This window comes from Ralstonia sp. UBA689, from assembly GCF_002298975.1.
Lineage (GTDB): Bacteria > Pseudomonadota > Gammaproteobacteria > Burkholderiales > Burkholderiaceae > Ralstonia.
In genome coordinates this window covers 70,993-88,974 of sequence record NZ_DBMV01000046.1, presented here as the reverse complement: position 1 = coordinate 88,974, position 17,982 = coordinate 70,993, and the positions used below count along the sequence as shown (strand labels likewise).

The 17,982-nt window shown below is 62.1% G+C and carries 13 protein-coding genes; all 13 read right to left on the bottom strand.

All coding sequences use genetic code 11. The features are described from left to right. Positions 1-14: 14 nt before the first annotated feature. The 13 genes from B4F51_RS23735 to tssC all read right to left on the bottom strand — a co-directional run bounded on the left by B4F51_RS23735 (position 15) and on the right by tssC (position 17,952). A complete protein-coding gene (locus B4F51_RS23735; protein WP_296229255.1) occupies positions 15-413 on the bottom strand; it encodes a hypothetical protein in 399 nt (132 codons plus the stop codon). Continuing rightward, on the bottom strand, positions 413-4,492 hold the full coding sequence (gene tssM / locus B4F51_RS23730) for a type VI secretion system membrane subunit TssM (protein WP_296229254.1): 4,080 nt from the start codon (positions 4,490-4,492) through the stop codon (positions 413-415). The genes B4F51_RS23735 and tssM overlap by 1 nt, the downstream gene beginning before the upstream one ends. Positions 4,493-4,523: 31 nt before the next feature. After that, positions 4,524-5,780: a type VI secretion system protein TssL, long form gene (gene tssL / locus B4F51_RS23725; protein WP_414706817.1), complete on the bottom strand. Its 1,257-nt coding sequence runs from the start codon at positions 5,778-5,780 to the stop codon at positions 4,524-4,526. Positions 5,781-5,840: 60 nt separating this feature from the next. Further along, positions 5,841-6,104: a PAAR domain-containing protein gene (locus B4F51_RS23720; protein ID WP_296229253.1), complete on the bottom strand. Its 264-nt coding sequence runs from the start codon at positions 6,102-6,104 to the stop codon at positions 5,841-5,843. A gap of 45 nt (positions 6,105-6,149) precedes the next feature. Continuing rightward, positions 6,150-7,799 (bottom strand): tetratricopeptide repeat protein, encoded by a 1,650-nt coding sequence (locus B4F51_RS23715; RefSeq protein ID WP_349676326.1) that lies wholly within the window; start codon positions 7,797-7,799, stop codon positions 6,150-6,152. A gap of 11 nt (positions 7,800-7,810) precedes the next feature. Further along, positions 7,811-9,739, bottom strand: a complete 1,929-nt coding sequence (locus tag B4F51_RS23710) for a phospholipase D-like domain-containing protein (RefSeq protein WP_296229252.1) — start codon at positions 9,737-9,739, stop codon at positions 7,811-7,813. A 60-nt stretch (positions 9,740-9,799) separates the two neighbouring features. Further along, a complete protein-coding gene (locus B4F51_RS23705; protein WP_296229251.1) occupies positions 9,800-10,909 on the bottom strand; it encodes a hypothetical protein in 1,110 nt (369 codons plus the stop codon). Further along, complete coding sequence (locus B4F51_RS23700; RefSeq protein ID WP_296229250.1) at positions 10,896-11,018, bottom strand: hypothetical protein; 123 nt, start codon at positions 11,016-11,018, stop codon at positions 10,896-10,898. The genes B4F51_RS23705 and B4F51_RS23700 overlap by 14 nt, the downstream gene beginning before the upstream one ends. 42 nt (positions 11,019-11,060) lie before the next feature. Beyond that, positions 11,061-13,805 (bottom strand): type VI secretion system Vgr family protein, encoded by a 2,745-nt coding sequence (locus tag B4F51_RS23695; RefSeq protein ID WP_296229249.1) that lies wholly within the window; start codon positions 13,803-13,805, stop codon positions 11,061-11,063. A gap of 69 nt (positions 13,806-13,874) precedes the next feature. Continuing rightward, entirely contained in the window at positions 13,875-15,221 is a 1,347-nt protein-coding gene (gene tssK, locus B4F51_RS23690; RefSeq protein WP_296229247.1) for a type VI secretion system baseplate subunit TssK, read from the bottom strand. Between the two features lie 36 nt (positions 15,222-15,257). After that, the gene (tssJ, locus tag B4F51_RS23685) at positions 15,258-15,779 is read right to left on the bottom strand and encodes a type VI secretion system lipoprotein TssJ (RefSeq protein WP_296229279.1); all 522 of its coding nucleotides are present in this window, start codon (positions 15,777-15,779) and stop codon (positions 15,258-15,260) included. An 88-nt stretch (positions 15,780-15,867) separates the two neighbouring features. Continuing rightward, complete coding sequence (locus B4F51_RS23680; protein WP_296229246.1) at positions 15,868-16,353, bottom strand: Hcp family type VI secretion system effector; 486 nt, start codon at positions 16,351-16,353, stop codon at positions 15,868-15,870. Between the two features lie 102 nt (positions 16,354-16,455). Continuing rightward, entirely contained in the window at positions 16,456-17,952 is a 1,497-nt protein-coding gene (tssC, locus tag B4F51_RS23675; RefSeq protein ID WP_296229244.1) for a type VI secretion system contractile sheath large subunit, read from the bottom strand. Between the last annotated feature and the right edge of the window lie 30 nt (positions 17,953-17,982).

Here is a 17,982-nt window from a genome sequence, read left to right as displayed (position 1 = left end):
GCTCGGCCAGGGCGTCAGTGGCTGCGATGCCGCCGCTTACGCACCTGCGCCCGCGCTTCCTCCTTCTGAAGCAGCTCACCAAGCCGGTCCGGTTGCGGACTGACCGCCTGATGCGCCTTCTTCGCAACGGGCTTCGTCTTTGCGGATTCTGCGACGTGTTCCTGACGGGCCTGCGCCGAGCCGGCAGCGCCAGCACCGTTTAATGTCGTGATCTGTTTTTCGCTTAGCCATTCTTCCCGGTATTCCGCGCGCGCTGGAATGGTCGCTGCCAGCAGCACGATGCCAAGGCCGGCCACCACCGCGGCCGATAGCCACGGTGTTTTGCCCCGGTGCCGGCCGTCGCCGAAATTGATTGCGTAAAGCGCCATGAGTCTTGGCATCAACCGATCTCCACTCTCTTCTCGTTGCTTCATCAGGTGCTCGCTCCAGCAACGCGCGGCATCATGGCCGGAGGAATAGGAGGCAACGCCCCTGCCCGGCTGCCATTTCCGGCAGGAAACGTCGGCACCGAACTCGGGCACCGGAAACTCCTCAGCAAGTCGCTGGTGAGCGGATTCGCGGTACTTCCCGCGCTGGTCAGATCGAGCACAGCCTTGCGACCATCGAAGTCGAGCGTCACGCGTGTGCGTCCGGGTGTGGCGGCGTCGGAGACGCGCCCCTTTTGCAGCAGCCGCATCAGCGCCCACGGGCCGTCCAGCGCGATCGTCGACGTCTCCGGGCGGATTCGGGGGCTCGCCGTGATCTCTGCGTGGGTTCCGCCGCGCGGCCCCGGCCAGTTCACCATGAACGGTGCCACGGGACCATGCTGGTACACGATCGACTGGCCATCTATATCCACCGCCAGGCTCGTGATGGTGGGGTCAAGCTCGGTGATCCGGATGTCGGCCTTCCAGGCCGACTGCTTTTGCCCCGGATCCGCAAAGAACACGTCCCGAATGGCCTTGGCATGCTGAAACGGTTCCAGATCCGGGCCCTGGACGGGCTCGGTTGCTCCCGGCAGCGTCTTGTAGCGCCATGGCTTGGCCAGCGTGTCGACATACGGCGCAAGCGTCTTGGTAAAGAACTCATCCAGCACGCCGCCCTGCGCGAACAAGCGTGTGAAATCTCCCATCCCGATATCGCGGCCGCTCTCCGGCGCAAACGGATAGTTGCCAGCCACCGTCAGCCTGCAGGTATCGCCGATCCCGGCCTCCATCTGCCGCGACAGCAGTTGGCCAATGCCCTGATTCACTTCGCGCGAGCCGTCAGCCGCCAGAGCTAGCAACACGTCCCGGAATGGGGCCGGCATCGTATCGGCCGTCATCTTGAGCTTGGCCGCCGTGTCGCTTGCCGGCGGCATGCTGTTGTTCGACAGCGCGTTGTCGGCAACCGTCAACGCGGTGTAAAAATCGTTCAAAAGATTCGCCACCCCATCCAGGCCAGTCTTGCCGGCTTGGGACCCGGGCTGGGCGCCGCCGCGCGCTTCCGCGCTTCCGGTTACCACCTCGCGCAGCGCCGCAAAGTGGTTATCCACCAGCTCACGCTCGATGCGCTCGGAGGCGCGGATGCCGAGTGCCTTGTCCGCCTTTTGGCTCAACTGATCAGTCGCCTTCTGCAAGAACGAACCGTCTGCCGCAGCCTGGGACTGCGTCAGGGCAGTTTCACGCACGGCTGCACGGGCCAGGCGCGCCAGCGGCGAATCGGGGGCCGCAAAACTGCGCAGCACTTGCAGATCAAACGCCAGGCTCGTGCCGGTCACCGTGCGGATATCCCCGAGAAACGCGTCCCATTGCTGCGCATACTCCAACAGATAAGAACGCCGGATCGCTTCCGTGAGCGGGTCATCCGCGCCAGTTGCCGCACTCACGAGCTCAACCGTTTTTTTTTGAGCCGCGCCAAGGTACGAGCGCCCCATCACCCATGCATCGTCATCGCGCGCGACCTGCGTGAATTCCGGCAATCGCTTGTCGAACAGGTTGCGATAACCTTCGTAGGTGAAGAGTCCTGGCACGCCCCTTGAAAGCGGTGCGCCGCTGGCTCGCGTAAAGACGGTTCCGGCCTGCGGCCCAACCGCGCGCAGCAGCGTAAATTCGTCGGGCGCCTCTTTCAGCATCGCGGTCTTGGCGCGCTCGTACAGGCGCTCTGTGGCGTTGCTGCCATCGAGAAAATCGCGAGCCTGCCGAATCAGCGTGTCATTGCGGATCAGGGGCGACTGAACCACACGCTGCCCTGCAAACAGTTGCTGAACGTGGTCAATCATGGTCGCCCGGCCACCGAACACGGCCGCGCTATCAGACTTGGCCCAGTCGTCCAGCACCCAGGCTTTGACTTCGCCGGCGTTGAACTTTGCCTTGTCGTACAGCATGAGATAGACGCGCAGCGCATCGTATGCGGCCTTGGCATCCTTATTGGCCGTGGCCCGTGTGATCACGTCCTCCATCCGATGCACGATCTGCGGCAGCAGCAGGTTGTCCTCGAGCACGTCGTAGACGTGGTGGCTCGCATCAACGATATCCGGCGGGGTGTAAAGGCCGTAGCGCCAGTCGGCCTGCGGGCTCGACAGATCAAGCCCCGAATAGGTCGGCAGGTAGCGCGCCTCGGTCAGGGTGTCGGGCACAGCTTCGGGTTTCGGCTCTTTGTAGAGCTGGGTCACGCGGGCCGCCAGGGCCCGTGCCTTGTGCTCGACCGATTCGAGATAGTCGCTGTTGTGGCCAAAGCTGGCGCGCAGGCCGATTGCCAGCCAGGCGAACAGGATCAGCGCCAACGTATGGCCAATCAGCCGAAGCACCCCGAAGCGGAACTCCCACCGCAGGTTCGGACGCACAAGATGCGCCTCGGGAATCACCACCTTGGTCAGCAGGTCGTGCAGGAAGAAACTCTGATTGCCGCTCTGCTGAATGTGGGCCGGTTTGGAAAGCCCGAGTGAAGCCATCAGGCGCTGCGCCACCGTGCGGCGCTGTGCAGCAACTTCAGTGCCCTCCTGCTTTGCGCTGGTGAAGTACACACCGCGCAAGGTCGTGTGCAACTGCGTGTCGTCGTACCGGGAGTCCAGAAACACACGCTCGATCAGGTCGCACACCGGCGGCGTGAGCGCGGCAAACTCCTCCGACAACCCCGCCAGTTGGCGGCGCTTGAGCACATCGTATTCGTCCTGCAGGCGCGTGTTGATGCCGTTCGCAAGACGGCCGGCCAGCAAGCCGAGTTCTTCAGTGCAGCGCGCGCGAATCCCCTCACGGGCAATGGTTTCCCGGCCATAGGGGAGCGTGAACCCCCAGGTTTGCGCCCGCGCCTCTGCCGTGAGCGAACCAAAATACTCGTCGAAGCCGGTGAGCCGATCCATCTTGGTGATCAGCAGATACACCGGAAAGCGGATGCCAAGCTCTTGGCGCAATTCAGCGAGACGGGCACGCAGCGCCCCGGCTTGCGCGATATTGCTGCGTTCATCTCCATTGACCAACTGGGCCAAGTCAACTGCAACCAGCGCACCGTTGACGGGAGAACGCGGACGATGCTTGCGCAGCATCCCCAGAAAACCCAGCCACTCAGCGCGGTCGATGGTGAGGCGACGCGCCTTGTCCGACGCGTCTGTCAAAGACGCCGGTACGGCCGCCGATGCCGGAGCCCCAGAACTCGACTCTGCCTGGGTCTTCCCATCGGCTCCCTGCTCGCTGGGGGTGCCCATGGCCTCGGCGGCTGTTGCGTCGCTCGCCGTCGATTGGGCCGGCGTTGACGACGCAGCAACGAGCGGCAGCGCCTCGGTCGACGTTCCGTGGCGGGTGTAGTAGCCCGTCGTGTCGATCAGCACGGCGCTGTTGGTCAGCCACCAGTCGACCGGTGCGGCCATGCCTTCGCCCGCGGAGCGCTGCAACTGCTCGCCGATCGGAAACGGCAACCCGCCCCCCAGCAGCGCGCTGGTCTTACCCGAGGCGTTCGAACCCAGGGTGATGTACCACGGCACCTCATACAGGTAGCGCTTGCCCTGAAACAGCCGCCCCAGGCCGCGCGCGCCGGTGCGCATCGTCTTCAGGCGCGACAAGGCGGTCAGGACGATGCCGTTGAGCGCCACCAAGCGCGCTGCTGCGGGCGATGGCTCCTTCTTGCCACCGAATTGCAGCAACTGCTTGGTGAACTGTTCGTCTTCGCGCATCTTGCGCCACAGGCGGTAGATCCAGTAGACGAAGAACAGCGCCAGCACGACGGCAATGGCGGACAGGCGGACAGATTCAGGCGCAAACGGCTCGCTGCGGCCAAACGTAAGCAGCGGCGATGCATACCAGATCAGCACACACAGCAGGGCCGCAACCACGGGGCTGACAGAAAACTCCGCCAGCCACAGCAGCGCCCAGGCCAACAGCAGCACGATCATGAACACGCGCATGCCTATGCCGGCCAGCGGCTTCAGACCGCCGAACGCGATCAGGGGCCCGACAAACCAGATCGCCAGCGCTGCAATCACGAGTGCAACAAAGGCCAGAAACTGGCGTGAGCCCAAAAAAGAAAGAAACTTCGTCATACCTGCTACCTGTATTCCGATGGCTGATCCGTCAGCGCGCGACGGTGATTTCGACGCGGCGGTTTTGCGCGCGGCCCTTTGCAGTCCGGTTGTCGCCGATAGGATCGGCATCCCCCTTGCCGACCGCCTCCAGGCGGCTGGCCTGCACACCACCCGATATCAAGGCCTGCATCACCTGCGTGGCGCGTTCCTCTGACAGCGCTTGGTTCGATTCGAACTGGCGGCTCTTGATCGGAATGTTGTCTGTGTAGCCGGCTACCGTCACCTTACCGGGCACCTTGGCAACTTCGGCGGCAATCTTGGCGATGAGCGAATTCATTCCGGAATTGACGCCGCCTCCGCCCGGCGTAAACATCGAATCGCCCCGGAACCTCACCATGCTTGCGCGTGCGTCCTCATCAACGCTCACCGTCCCAGCGGCGATTTCGGATTTGAGCAGTTCCTTGAGGTGCAGCGCGGGCGGTGCCGGTGGCGGCGTCATGCGCGCAATGTCGATCACCTGCTTCTCCACCGCTGCGCCACGGTGCGAGAGTTGGACTTTGAAATACGCGAACAGGCCGATCAGGATGGCCGACAGCACCACCGCCGTGATCCATACCGGGAAATCGTAGAAAGAAATCCGCTTGCCCCGGACGTTGGACTGCCAGTGGGGTGACAGCGCAACCGGTACGGCCTCCCGCTGCGACATGATTTCGTTATAGAGGCGCTGGCGCACGGCGTCGTGCTTGCGATGGCCGCCTGCCTCGTACCTGTAGCGCCCTTCGAAGCCGAGGCTCAGGATTCGGTAAATGACTTCCAGCAGGTCAAGGTGCTCCCGGGGCTCGTCCAACAGCCGGCCGATCAGCAGGTAGACCTTCTGGCCGCCATCGCGATCTTCGTGGAAGGTGGTAGACAGGCCGCTCGTGCCCCACTCCACGCCGCTGTTCTTGCCCCACGACGTCTGCATGGCCGCTTCGTCCAGCGCCGTGCACAGGCAGTAGCGCGCGCCGATCATGTGGTCGCGGCGGATGTTGGCTTGCTCGCAGAGCTTTTGGAAGGTGCGGACTTCCTGCTCGAGCAGCATGCGCAGTGACATCACCCCCTCCGGCGGCAGATGTTCGGGCATGTCAGCAAGTGCGCGAAGCAGGGAACTTGCCGCTTCAAGCAGCGGATTCTGGGCGGTTTGGACGCCATGCAGGCGCTCGCGAAACCGGGTTTCGTCAATACCAGCAGAGGTCGCAGAATGGTCTGCACCGCCCGGCGCTGATAAGCCGACAGCGCGCAACGCGCTGCTGGAGGAATGGCTCATACGTGAATCAACGGTTCTTGTGATGGAAATAAAAACAGTGCCGGTGAACGTCGCGCTGACTCATCCAACCGATAAGGTGGCTCGGACACTGACCAGCACACAGCCGCAGCTCGCATGATGGCCTTCAAGCGAGGCAGGCTCACCGTTCACCAACATGGACGGGTCGCCTTCGGCGATCGGATTGACGCCGTGTTTGGCGCAGTCGGCCAAGTCGTTCCGGCGCGCAACTGCCTTGCCGTCAACACTGTCGGCACTGGAGCCGCTGATGACCTTGCCGCCATGCGGAGACAGGGTGTCGCCAACCACAATCATTTGTCGAGCCATACGTTCCTCAAGATTCCATCGATGTTTGTCGAGCGCGGACAGTGCTCACAGCGCAATCTGATCAAAGCCATCAGGCGTCTTTCCATTGGCGCTGCCCAGGTAAGTCCACTGCACCTGCTCCAAGGGGATATCCAGGTGGCGCAGCTCCGGCTCTGGAAACGGCTGCCCCTCCTGAACGAAGGCCTGCTGGTCCCAGCGGTTGAAAACCGCCGCCATCGGGTGGTCGCGCTTGACTCGGCCCTCCCAGATGCCCGTGCGCGGGCAGTGCTCCAAGCCGTGGCATGTGCGTGCCTGGGGTGGCTGTTCGATCTGGCGCAGGAAACCAGCGTCGGTCAGTTGCTTGAGGTAAACGTCGGGCGCGGGCGGCACCGGCTTTGCTTCGCCCAGAAAGAACCATTGGACCTGCTCGGGCGCAAGCAATCCTGGCTTGCCTAGTTCGAAGCGCTCTCCGGCCTCGTAGCGCTCCGGATAACCGCGACGCGCCGGCAAGAGCTGTTCGCGGGTCATCGTGGAGAGCCCATAGAGCGCCAGCCAGTAACCGGTTTCAGGCACGACCTTGTCGCCAGTCACGGCGTAAGGGCTCTGCGCCAGCGGCAGGACATCATGGTCCTGCGGCATCTGTTCCCGGCCTTGCAGCGCCGCCTTCGGGTTCGGTTTGGGAGGCGGCGTGACCGCCTTCGCCGCGTCGATCAGTTTCTTTTCGTCACCGTCCCACTTGGGCAGCGGCGCGGGCGGCAGCGGCAGCACCTTGTCCAGGTTGGGGAGCTTGATGCGGCCGGAGTAAAACTCAAGCATCCGGCCCAATTCAAAATACCGGTCGGCACGGGCACTGTCGATGTGACCAACAAGGTTTTCGCCATCGCTAAGCCCGAATCCGCGAAACTCGGAAGCCAAATCCTTTGCGCACTTGTAACTGCCAAGCTTCACCCCCTCGTGCAAGGTCTTGAGGGCAAGGGCCTTGCCTTCCGCTGTGTATCCGTCTTTCTGGTAATAAGCCAACTCGTACGCCGCATCCCCATACCCCTGTGCCACCGCACATTGCAGCATCTGCACCGCAATGGGCCGGTTCCCCCAGAACTCCGGCGGCGCATCGTAGGTCCCGCCCAGCTTGTCGCCCAAGTAGGTCATCGCCAACGGACTGCCCATGTCCGCCGCCTTCTGGTAAAACGCATAGGCCATGGTCGAGCCGCCGCCGTGCACGATGCCGTTTTCGTGATACGTGCCCATCGTGTCGTACGCATCGGGCACGCCCAGCTTCATAGCCTTCTCGACCCATTGAATAGCTACCTCCGGGTCTTTCACTGGCATATTCCGATACGTGCCGCTGTCCAGAATCAACGCCGCCATATTGAGCATCGCCTTCCAATGGTTACGCTCGGCGGCTTGCGTATAGAGTTGGTAAATCTTGGGGTAGTCGCGCTTCTTATAGTAAATGTCCGGATCATCCAGTGCCAGCGCTTGCTGGAACCACAGTTCGGCCTGGGGATCGATGGGCGGCACATGCTGGTCCTGGTACACGCACGTGAAGGTCTTACGGTGCGGGTTGAACAGCGGCAGTTTCTCGTAGCGCGGCAGATCAGATTTGGCGGCCATATCTAGCTTGTTGGTGAGAGCGGAGAGCGGGCCAGCTTGAGCGCTGGCAATCAGTACACCGCACATGAACGCGCCAATGAGGCGCCAGCGGATCCCTTTCATCAAGGCCTCTCCTATGCGTGCATTGTGGTCGTTGAGCGGCGATCCTCGAACCGCAGCAGGAAGCCTTGCATGGGCTTGCCGCCTTTACGAGCGAGCTTGTTGCTGTCCATTTGCTTGGTCCAATCGTCAAACACTTTGGGCACCAGCGCGCGCTCCCCCGTGCCGAGCACCTTGCCTCCCGAGTGCAACGCAAACACCCGTTGGCGCAGATCCGAAGCCCACGCCAGCCCGGTCGCCGCGACATTGATCTCGCCGTCCACCGACATGCTGCGCTGGTTCAAATTGGCGCTACCCATGGTCAGGAACACGTCGTCAATAATCATCAGCTTGGAGTGGATGTAGATCTCGCGGTAGGCCGGGCGGTGGTTCGCGTCCAGCCCATAAGTGCGCAGACGCGCCACGCTCACTTCCAGGCCGAACGACTTCTTCAAAGCCTCCACGCTCGGCCGGTCCAGCACTTTGTGCGTGCCTTTGACGGTGAACGGGCGCCCCTCCGCATCCTGCAGATCCAGCGTGTATGTGGCGTCGACCACGTCCTCATAGTGCTGGCCCGCCACCCGGTGATCAATGAGATCAGCCTGATCCTTCATGCGGTCGCTGTGCCCGAGTCCCGTGAGCGTGTCGAACGTGCGTGGGATCATGCCGTCGTCTTCGGGGTGTGGGATCACAATGAACAGATGCAGCTTCGGAATGTCGGTCAGCGGCTTGCCGGAATAGGCAACCCACTGATCGCAGAATTTGTCGCGCTCCTTTTTCAGGTGACGCACGAACTCCGGGTAAAAGAAATACTGGTTCTCGATGTAGATGTAATTGCGCGCGACGCTGGTGGATTGGAAATACACCTCCTTGATGCTCTTCTCACGCTCGGCGGCCTGCGTGCGCACGATCTGCACCTCGTAAGCCGCCGATCTGCTCGATCTCGCCAACTTGGGAGGTGGGGAGCCCAGTTCATGGGTCCGCAATGCGGCCGGCGCAAAGGCATTCCAGCCACGCTCGAAGTTCTGGTGCAACCGCTCCAACGCCAACCCCACGACGCGGCAGGCATAGTCCTGATAAGGTTTGGTGTAGCTGTACTTGGCGTTGCTGCGCTCTTTCTCGGTATCGTATTCGTGGTCGTATTCGCTCTTGGCCGCGCCCTCCGTCCAACGTTGCCGCCGCGGGTCGTCCAACACGTGGTCGGTGGTATCCCAGAAGTCCGTGATGGAATTCAATCCCATCACATAGCCCACCGCCTTGCTGCCGCCCTCGTGGGCATAGTCGATCAAAATGGGCTTCTGATGGTGGGTCCCAAAAAGGAATAAGGCGTCCTCCATGGCATCTGGCTTGTCCTCTTCCTTGGGTTCCTGCGCCATCAATCTGTCGACATCCGACTTGTGAACGCTGCGCAAGACAACCTGTAGATTCGCGAGTCTGCCTGCCCCGCTTTGCCCGTTCGGCAAATGCTCCTGCCACCACCGAATGCAGTAATTCTGGCGCTTCCTGCCGTCATAAGGCGAGGCAAACGGTCCGGCCTTGGCATCGGAATAGCCCGGCACGTTGTTTTGCTTCGTCGAAGCGAGCATGTCGAACCAGACCAACAACCGCACTCTCACGCCACGCTTGGCTGTCTGTTCCAGCAGATCGCCATATGTCGTGCCGCGCGGCCAATCTCCCGCTGAGCGCTCCTCCAGCTCCATGCCTGGGTCAAAGCCCCAGCAGATGATGTCGACCGTCGATTGGGCCGCCCGCAGATCTTTGGCAATTGCCCCAAAGCCCTTCTGGCCGCAGATGAAGAACTGCAGATCCGTGTCCCGGTACTTCTTGGGCGCATCCTTGATGGGCGGATGGCCGTTGAGCCCCTTGCCGTTCTCCAGCAGCCATTGCAACGACCCCTGTGCCTTGCGGCCCGCTTCGTCGATGGCCACGTCAACCGCGTTTTGTGTCCTGAGATGTTCCGCCATGGTCTTGTCCTCGTCTGTCAGCCGTGTCGTTGTGTGCGTCAAACCATCGGCTCACCGCGTTCAGTTCACTAGCTTCGGCATGTTGGCCTTTGCACACGCAACCATCGCACGTCCCACACTCTGTTCTTCGCTTGATGCTCTCTCCTGCAGGAGGTCCCCGACTCCTGCCATGGACGTATAGCTTCCTCGCTGCGCCGCTGCGAAATATCCCAGCGAGGCATACTTCCTCCCACCTGAACCGCTGCCCAAACCGGTTGCGGCCAGCGCTTCCGCGAATTCCGCATAGACGGGCCCGATCTGATGGGACACCAACCATTCCTTTAACTGCAACACCCGGTATTGAAGCGCAAGATTGTCGCGGTTGCGAAGCATGTCCTTAAAGTGTGCATACACGAACCACCGCGCTTGCCAGTTACCCTTTTGTGCGGCCGTCATAACGGCGTCCCACGTCGCCTCGCCCACGTTCCCTCTCGTGTACTCCGTCAGGAACTGTTGGACCGCTGCTTCATCTGGAACATCACCGAACTCCGCTGCAGTCTTGCAATGAAATTCGCTCAATAACTTGTCAGAACTCGTGAACGTTTCAATATCGTTCTTAACCTGCTCGTGCAGCCGCCTCCAGCGTGTCAGCACATCCTCTGCCGGCCATTCTGGCGGCAGAGGGCCAAGCCATGCGAGTGGATCGTTATTGCTTGCCGCCGCTTGCGCATACATGCGAAGACGTACGCGTGCCAGGCTTCGCTGCTCTTCCTCTTCTGCCGCTTTCTTTGCCTCGCGCTTCTCGATGGATTCGTTATCTTCAAAGCCGTCAATATTCCAAGCGTCAACAAGCTTGACGCAACTTTGAAACGAAGCTTTCCAGCATCGCGCCTCCACTTGATAGCCCCAATGCCGATTGATGGTTTCGAGCACATATCTGGAGACATTTGGAGCCTGAATGACCTGAGCGTTCCCTTCGTCGTCCGTTATTCCCTTCTTCAGCACCTTCCCATCTGAAGACTTCCACTGGTACGGTTCGCTCGCTAGCGGCATCTGACATGCTGCGTCTTCACAGAGCTTCACCGCTGGGCCAGACGCCGCAAACGCGGTCGCGCACAACGTCCACAGCAGCAATGCTGTCGCTCCTCTCGGCAAGAAATTCATAATCCCCTCTATTTCACGGTTGGTCATTGATTCTCCTGCTGCTTTCCAGCAACCACTGCACCGACCCCTGCGCCTTGCGACCCGCTTCGTCGATGGCCACGTCAACCGCGTTTTGTGTCCTGAGATGTTCCGCCATGGTCTTGTCCTCGTTCGTCAGCCGACTCTTGGTGTCTGCGCCTTAAGCCATCCGCTCACCGCAGTTGGAACGCTGGTCGGCATGCTCCGGATCGGCAGCCAATGCGTCTTTCACCTTCAAATCGAAATGCGCGCCATTGGCGAGCTTGACCCGATAGGCCGATGTGCCAGCCTTGTGGTCCTTGACGACCACATGCCCGTGTTCGTCGGTGACACCCTGACCAATCTTCGCGTCACCCTTGTAGAGTTCATACGGCTCGTTTGCATAGCGATGCGCCTCCCCCGGCAACGCCCCCAGCGCAAAATGCAGGTTCTGCGGTGATTCAACCGCCTGGGGCAACTGCGGCGTGGTGACGTTATCCGGCCCGGTGAACGTCCGGCCTGCCGAGTGCACCTCGAAGGCGCCATTCGTTCCGCTCTTGATCTGTCCGGCGCTCCAGCGCGTGTAGCTACCACCTCCGCTGATCTCGACCTCCTGCTGCGCGCTGATGCGAATCCTGTCGGCCACCACGGTGACGTTGAGCTTGGCCAGGAGGTTGATGCTGTTCTTCAGCGCCTTGATGTCGATGTCGCCAGCGCCGGCGATCAGGCGCATGCCCGCCTCATAGACGAACAGGCGCAACGCACGGCGCATGCTCGCAAAGAACCCGCCGCCCGTGGAAACCGAGAGGTCCGTGCCCACCGTCATCGCCGTGGCGCGGCCGCTGCTCAAGTGAATCTGCTCGGGCGTGCTCCCAACCAGACCTGTGGGGCTGGCCAGCACCAGTTGCGGATCGTTGAACTGCTTGAGTGCGCCCTCGCCACGCACCGCCTTGGTCTGAGCTTTGAGCGCGGTGGCAATCTGTTTCTGTTCCCCATCCTGGGCGCCAGCGGTTTGCGCCGACTGCGCGAGGCTTTCCGCTGTTTCCTGGGCCTGTCGCAATTGCTCGTCGATTTCGTCAACGTTGAACGCATCGCCGTTGGACGAGACACGCGCAAAGGTCGTCAACAGCAGGCCGCGCGCACCTCGCACCGCCGCGTTGCCATCGGTCCGCAGCTCGGCACCCTTGCCCCGCTCATCCTGCCGCCCAGCGTTGCCGTTGATGCGCGTGATGTAACCAAGATTGAGCTGCGAAGCACCTTCATCGCTGCTCAAATGCGCCTGGATCTTGCCGTTCGTATCATCAAAGGCCAGCGTATTGGCGCGCATGCCGCCAATCTCACGGCTACGGAAACCCGCCAGCGCCTGGTTATCCGGCAGCATCCACGCCGGCTGGTTGAACGCATTGACAACCCGGCCCGTCAGAATCGGCAAGTCCGGGTCCCCATTGATGAAGTCCACCGACACTTCCTGACCACGGCGTGGGAGGAACGTGCCGCCAAACTGGTCGCCTTGCCACGGGGCGGCCACTCGCACCCAACAGCTTGAGCGCTCATCGTTCTTGCCGAGCCGGTCCCAGATGAACTGCACCTTCACCCGGCCATAGGCGTCCGTCCAGATCTCCTGTCCTTCGGGGCACACCACGACTGCGTACTCGACCCCGGTCGCGCGCGGCTTGGAAAGCGTGCGCAACAGCCGGAAGGCTTCGTTGCTCGGCTGGATATCGAAGTCCGTCTGGCAGCGGTAGCGCTGCGCAGAATCCGTCGCTTCGCCCACGTCCTCGATCTCGATCCGGCAGGCAAGCACCACGTATTCGCGGTTGGCGGCCGTCTGCGGATAGTGCGTGAGCACGAAGGTCTGCCCGGTCACCAGCCCGCGCAGGTTGCCTTGGCCTGCTGCGCGCAAGCCCTGGCAACGCATCGCCTGCATCTGTACGAGGGTCAGGTATTCGGCTTCGGTGCGCGGCTCGTTGTGCTCGCCGGTCAGGCCCGCTGCGCCCGCCTGGGGCTGGCCATAATCTCCCCAACCGTAGTGTTCCTGATGCGCAAGACCCGTATCGCGCGGGTCTTCGCGTCCGACGGTCAGATCAGCGCGCGGCCATGTGTAGTCGTAATCGACGCGGGTGACCGCGCCTGTGGTCAATGCATGCGTGACCGCCAGCGCGTGGATATGCTCCTCGTCGATGCGCTGGCCGGTGGGCGCCTCGTAGCGAATCGTGGCGTAGGCCTCACCATGCGGTTGCAGTGCCCCCATCGAGTCGCACAGCACCAGCCGGTGCTTGCCGTCGCTGTGTTCAAAGAAGTAGAAGATGCCCCACTCTTCCCACAGGCGCTGCAGGAAGGCCCAATCGCTCTCCCAGTGCTGGCGCTGCAGGTCGCGCTTGGGCCAGACCTTGTTCGGGCGTGGCGTGGTCAGGCGCTTGTCAACCGGAAACGGATAGCTCGCAAGCACCGCGTCAGTGATCTCCACCACCGACATGTCCTGGAACAGGCGGCAGTTCCGATTCTTGGCGGCGTGCCACAGCCACGGGCGCAGCGTCAGTTCATAGACGATCGTGCGACCATCCTCGCGCAGCAGGCGCGCTTCGCTCACGATGCCCGTGATCTCGCGCTTGCCTGCGCCAATGTTCACCTTGCCAGCGTCTCCGGCCAGGCCCGCCATAAAATGGCCGCGTCCCTCGATCTCAATGGTCACGGTCACCTCGGTGCCGACCACCTTGTCGAGTTCGATGTTGGCCGCAAGACTGGGTGAGAACGCCAGCGCATCGGGCGTCTTGAGTTCAAGCCGATACTCGAACAGCTCACCCAGCGCTTCCTTGCCCGAGAGCCGCACCGGCGTCAGGACGGGCTGGCCGCCGTAGGCCGGCATGGCCGCGCCGGCCACCGACAGCGTGCGCCGCGCGCCAAACAACTCGTTCATCGAACCCATACGCGACTCTCCTCAAATGGGGCTGCTAGCGGGCTGCCAGCCATCCATGACACCTCAGCGATGCGCGCCTTACCCGCGCACGCCCCAAAGCTCCAACTTGAGCGACGGAAACTCCCCCGCCACGTGCAGCGCAAGCCCGCCGTGTCTGGCCACCTCTTCCCACAGCGATCCACTGCGCGCGAGTTCGTAGTAGACATACCCCGCGTTGAACGGAATCTGCCGTGGCGGCACAGGCAGCGCTTGCAGGGCGATGCCCGGCAAGTGGCCGCGCACCAGGTCGGGCAGCTTGTCTGACGGGCCGGCCTTGGCCTGCGCAGCGAACTGCTGGACCAGCACATCGGGCGGCATGGCCGCGTGCACAGCCAGCACGACCGAGTTGAAGCCCCGAATCTCGGCGGGGTCGATCACGGCGTTGCGCAGGCCATGCGCCTGCTCCTGCAGTGCGATGCTCTGGGCGCTGCGCACAAGGACGGCGTTGAGCAGCCGGTGCACGTCGTCCACCACGGGCTTCAGACATGCGTAGGGCATCGTGTGCTGGTATGGCGGGTGTGATTCGAGCGGGCGACGCGTGTCGGTGCGCACATAGGTCGACAGTTCCCCCGCCATGCTGATCAGCAGCGCATAGATATCCGCCGGCGACGTTGTCGGCACGCGCCGCACGTGTTGCAGAACCGGCTCATAGCGGTTGAGTGTCTGCAGCAGCAGGTAGTCGGAAACCTCGGCGGTGGTGGCAGCCTTGCCGTCGCTGCCGGTCAGCCGTTCGGCCAGCGCATTCGCGCGCAGATGCGTCAAATCGTGGATCTTGGCGAGCCAGCCGGCCAGCATGTCGCTTGCGCCATATCCGGCCACGGGCGGCACCTGCGTGTCGTCCAATTCAATGCTGCCGTCGGCGCGAATGGTGCGCACGCGGGCCAATGCCAAACCAATCCACGCGTCAGTCAGCTCTTTCTCGGGGAGCAGGCGCAGCCGAAGATTCGACAACTGCACCGTCTTCGGCCCCTGGCCGACAGAATTCGTGTCGCACAGGTCCGTGTCGAACACGACATAGCGCGCCAGTGAATCCGCCGTGTTCTCGAACGTCGTTTCTTCACCGTTCGGTACGCGCACCGGCACCGCCAGATAGATCAACTGCTCCAGGTGCTCCGGGCGGATGGTCAGGGGCGCTGGCGGCGGCGTGCTGCCCGGCGCATCGAACGGCGTGCCATCGGCAAACACGCCAGAGGCGGATTTCAGGATCACCTTGCCAAGCGCCAGGGCTTCCGTATCCAGCGCATAGTGGGCAAAGCCAAAGAAGAACGGTGAGAGCGTCGCTGCGCGGCGATGGGCGTAATGCTCGAGGTAGCGCTCCTGCTGTTGAAACAGTTGCGGGCGCATGAACAGCCCTTCGCTCCAGGTCACCTTGTTGTACCAACTCATGTGTGTATTCCCGCTATTCCTGTGATGCGCCCGGTTTCAGTCTTTGACTTCCGTAACCTTGATGGCGTTGGCCTCGAGGTCGATGGTGAGCTTGAGCTTTTGCTTGAAGACGTGATACCAGGCGGCGTCGCGCGCGGGCGGCAATGTGTAGGCCGTGCGCCAGACGGAATTGGGCAGATCACGATAGGCAGCGAGAACGCCAAGCGTTGTCGCCGCGGGATCAATAGGCCGGGCGAGCGTCACGTGTTCACCCGGCCGCAGCAGGTATTGGTCTCGCTTGACAAGGTCGTCGGCCAGCACGGTTTTGTCCTTGTCCTGCAGCGTGAAGAAGTCTGCCGCGTTGAAGGCGCCATCGGTCTTCAATTCATAGAGCCGCACCGCGATCGGCGCGGGCCGCTTCTGGTCATCCGGATTGACCGTGGATGCGGCGTTGAGCGTCAATTCCAGCCGGGTGGCTTCCTTTGGGCTTGGATCGCCGCTGGCGCACGCGCCGAGCAGAAGCGCCGGAATGACAGCGCTCAGGACAAGCGTCAATTGCGTGGGGAGCACTCGGGTCATGGCAGACGGCACGGTGGAACGATAGAAAAAAGCGCCGGGGCGGTGGTTGATCCACCGCCCCAGCAGGTCACACGGAAGCGTTGATGGATCAGGCTTCCTTGTTGCCCTTGATGTCGAAGCTCGCGGTCACCGCGCCGCCACTGCCGCCCTGCGCGTTCTGCACGACGTATTCCTGCTTAACCTTCGAGAACGACAGCGACACCACTTCGCGGCTCTTGTCCGCATCCAGCTTGCTGCCTGCGGGCTTCACGCGCGTCACGATCACGTCGCTCATAGTGAGCTTGAGATACTCGAGCGGATTGCCGCCGGCCTTGCGCATGACGAGCACAGCCTGATTGATGTGCTTGCCAGTCAGGGCGTACTTCATCAGGTTGGGGCTGGCGCGGTCGATCGCGTGCTCGAACGTCAGGTCCTTGACGGTTGCCTTGCCGGCGCCGCCGCCGCTGCCGGCATGCATGCTCGACTCCTGCTGAATTTCCCATTCCCAGGTCAGGACTTCGATTTCGTCCTTGTGCTTGTCATCCAGCGACTCACCATTGATGCCGTCAATCTTGAGAAAAATATCCTGAGCCATATGCTTGCTCCTTGGTACGGTTGGGTTGGTATTACAAACAGCCGGCTTGGGGCGCGCACGATGCGAAACTCAAGCCGAGCCAGACGAGACGCCAGATACGGCTCAGGCGGCTTCCTTGATCGACGGCAGCTTGGCGACCAGGCGCAGCGAGACCGTCAGGCCTTCGAGCTGGAAGTGCGGACGCAGGAAGAACTTGGCCTGGTAATAGCCAGGATTGCCCTCCACGTCCTCGACCAGCACCTCGGCATCCGCCAGCGGACGGCGCGCCTTGGTCTCCTGCGACGAGTTGGCCGGGTCCGCGTCGACATAGCGCATGATCCATTCGTTGAGCCATCGCTGCATGTCCTCGCGCTCCTTGAACGCTCCAATCTTGTCGCGCACGATGCACTTGAGGTAATGCGCAAAACGCGAGCACGCAAAGAGGTACGGCAGGCGTGCAGACAGGTTGGCGTTGGCCGTGGCGTCTGGGTCGTGGTACTCAGCCGGCTTCTGCAGGGACTGCGCGCCGATAAAGGTCGCGTGGTCGGTGTTCTTGCGGTGGATCAGCGGAATGAAGCCATTCTTCGACAGTTCCGCCTCGCGCCGGTCCGAAATCGCAATCTCCGTCGGGCACTTCATATCCACGCCGCCGTCGTCGGTCGGGAAGGTGTGGCACGGCAGGTTCTCGACCGTACCGCCCGATTCAACACCGCGAATCAGCGAGCACCAGCCGTACAGCTTGAACGAGCGGTTGATGTTGACGCCCATCGCGTAGGCGGCATTCGCCCAGGCATAGCGGCGGTGATCAGAGCCGGAGGTATCCTCCTCGAAGTCGAACTCGTCGACCGGGTTGGTCTGGGCGCCATACGGCAGACGCGCCAGGAAGCGCGGCATGGCGAGACCCACGTAACGGGCATCCTCGGTATTGCGCAGCGAGTTCCACGAGGCGTATTCGAGGTTCTGCGTAAAGATCTTGGTCAGATCACGTGGGTTGGCAAGCTCTTGCCAAGATTCCATTTGCAGAACCGACGGCGCGGCACCGGAGACGAACGGTGTGTGGGCCGCAGCCGCAACCTTGGCGATCGAGCCAAGCAGGTCGACATCGGGCGGCGTGTGGTCAAAGTAGTAGTCCGCCACCAGGCATCCATACGGCTCCCCGCCAAGCTGGCCGTACTCTTCTTCGTAGATCTGCTTGAACAGCGGGCTTTGGTCCCACGCCTGGCCCTTGTAGCGGCGCATGGTGCGACGCAGCTCGTCCTTGGAGACGTCCATGAAGCGGATCTTCAGGCGCTCGTCGGTTTCGGTGTTGGAGACGAGGTGGTGCAGGCCGCGCCAAGCCGACTCCAGCTTCTGGTAATCCTCATGGTGCAGGATCAGGTTGATCTGCTCGGAGAGCTTGTGATCAATCTGCGCGATGATGGCGGCGATGCTCTTGTAGGCATCGTCGCTGATCGTGGCGGACTGCTTGAGCGCCTGCTCGGCAAGCGTTTGCACCGCATACACGACCGCCTCGCGGGCTTGCTCGGTCTTTGGCCGGAATTCCTGCGCCAGCAGTTGCGAGAAATCGGTGGTCGTCCGCGCGTCTTGGACTTGAGCGGCTTGAGCCTGTTGTTTTGCCATAGTCTGTGCTCCTGGGGTATTGGCTGTTGC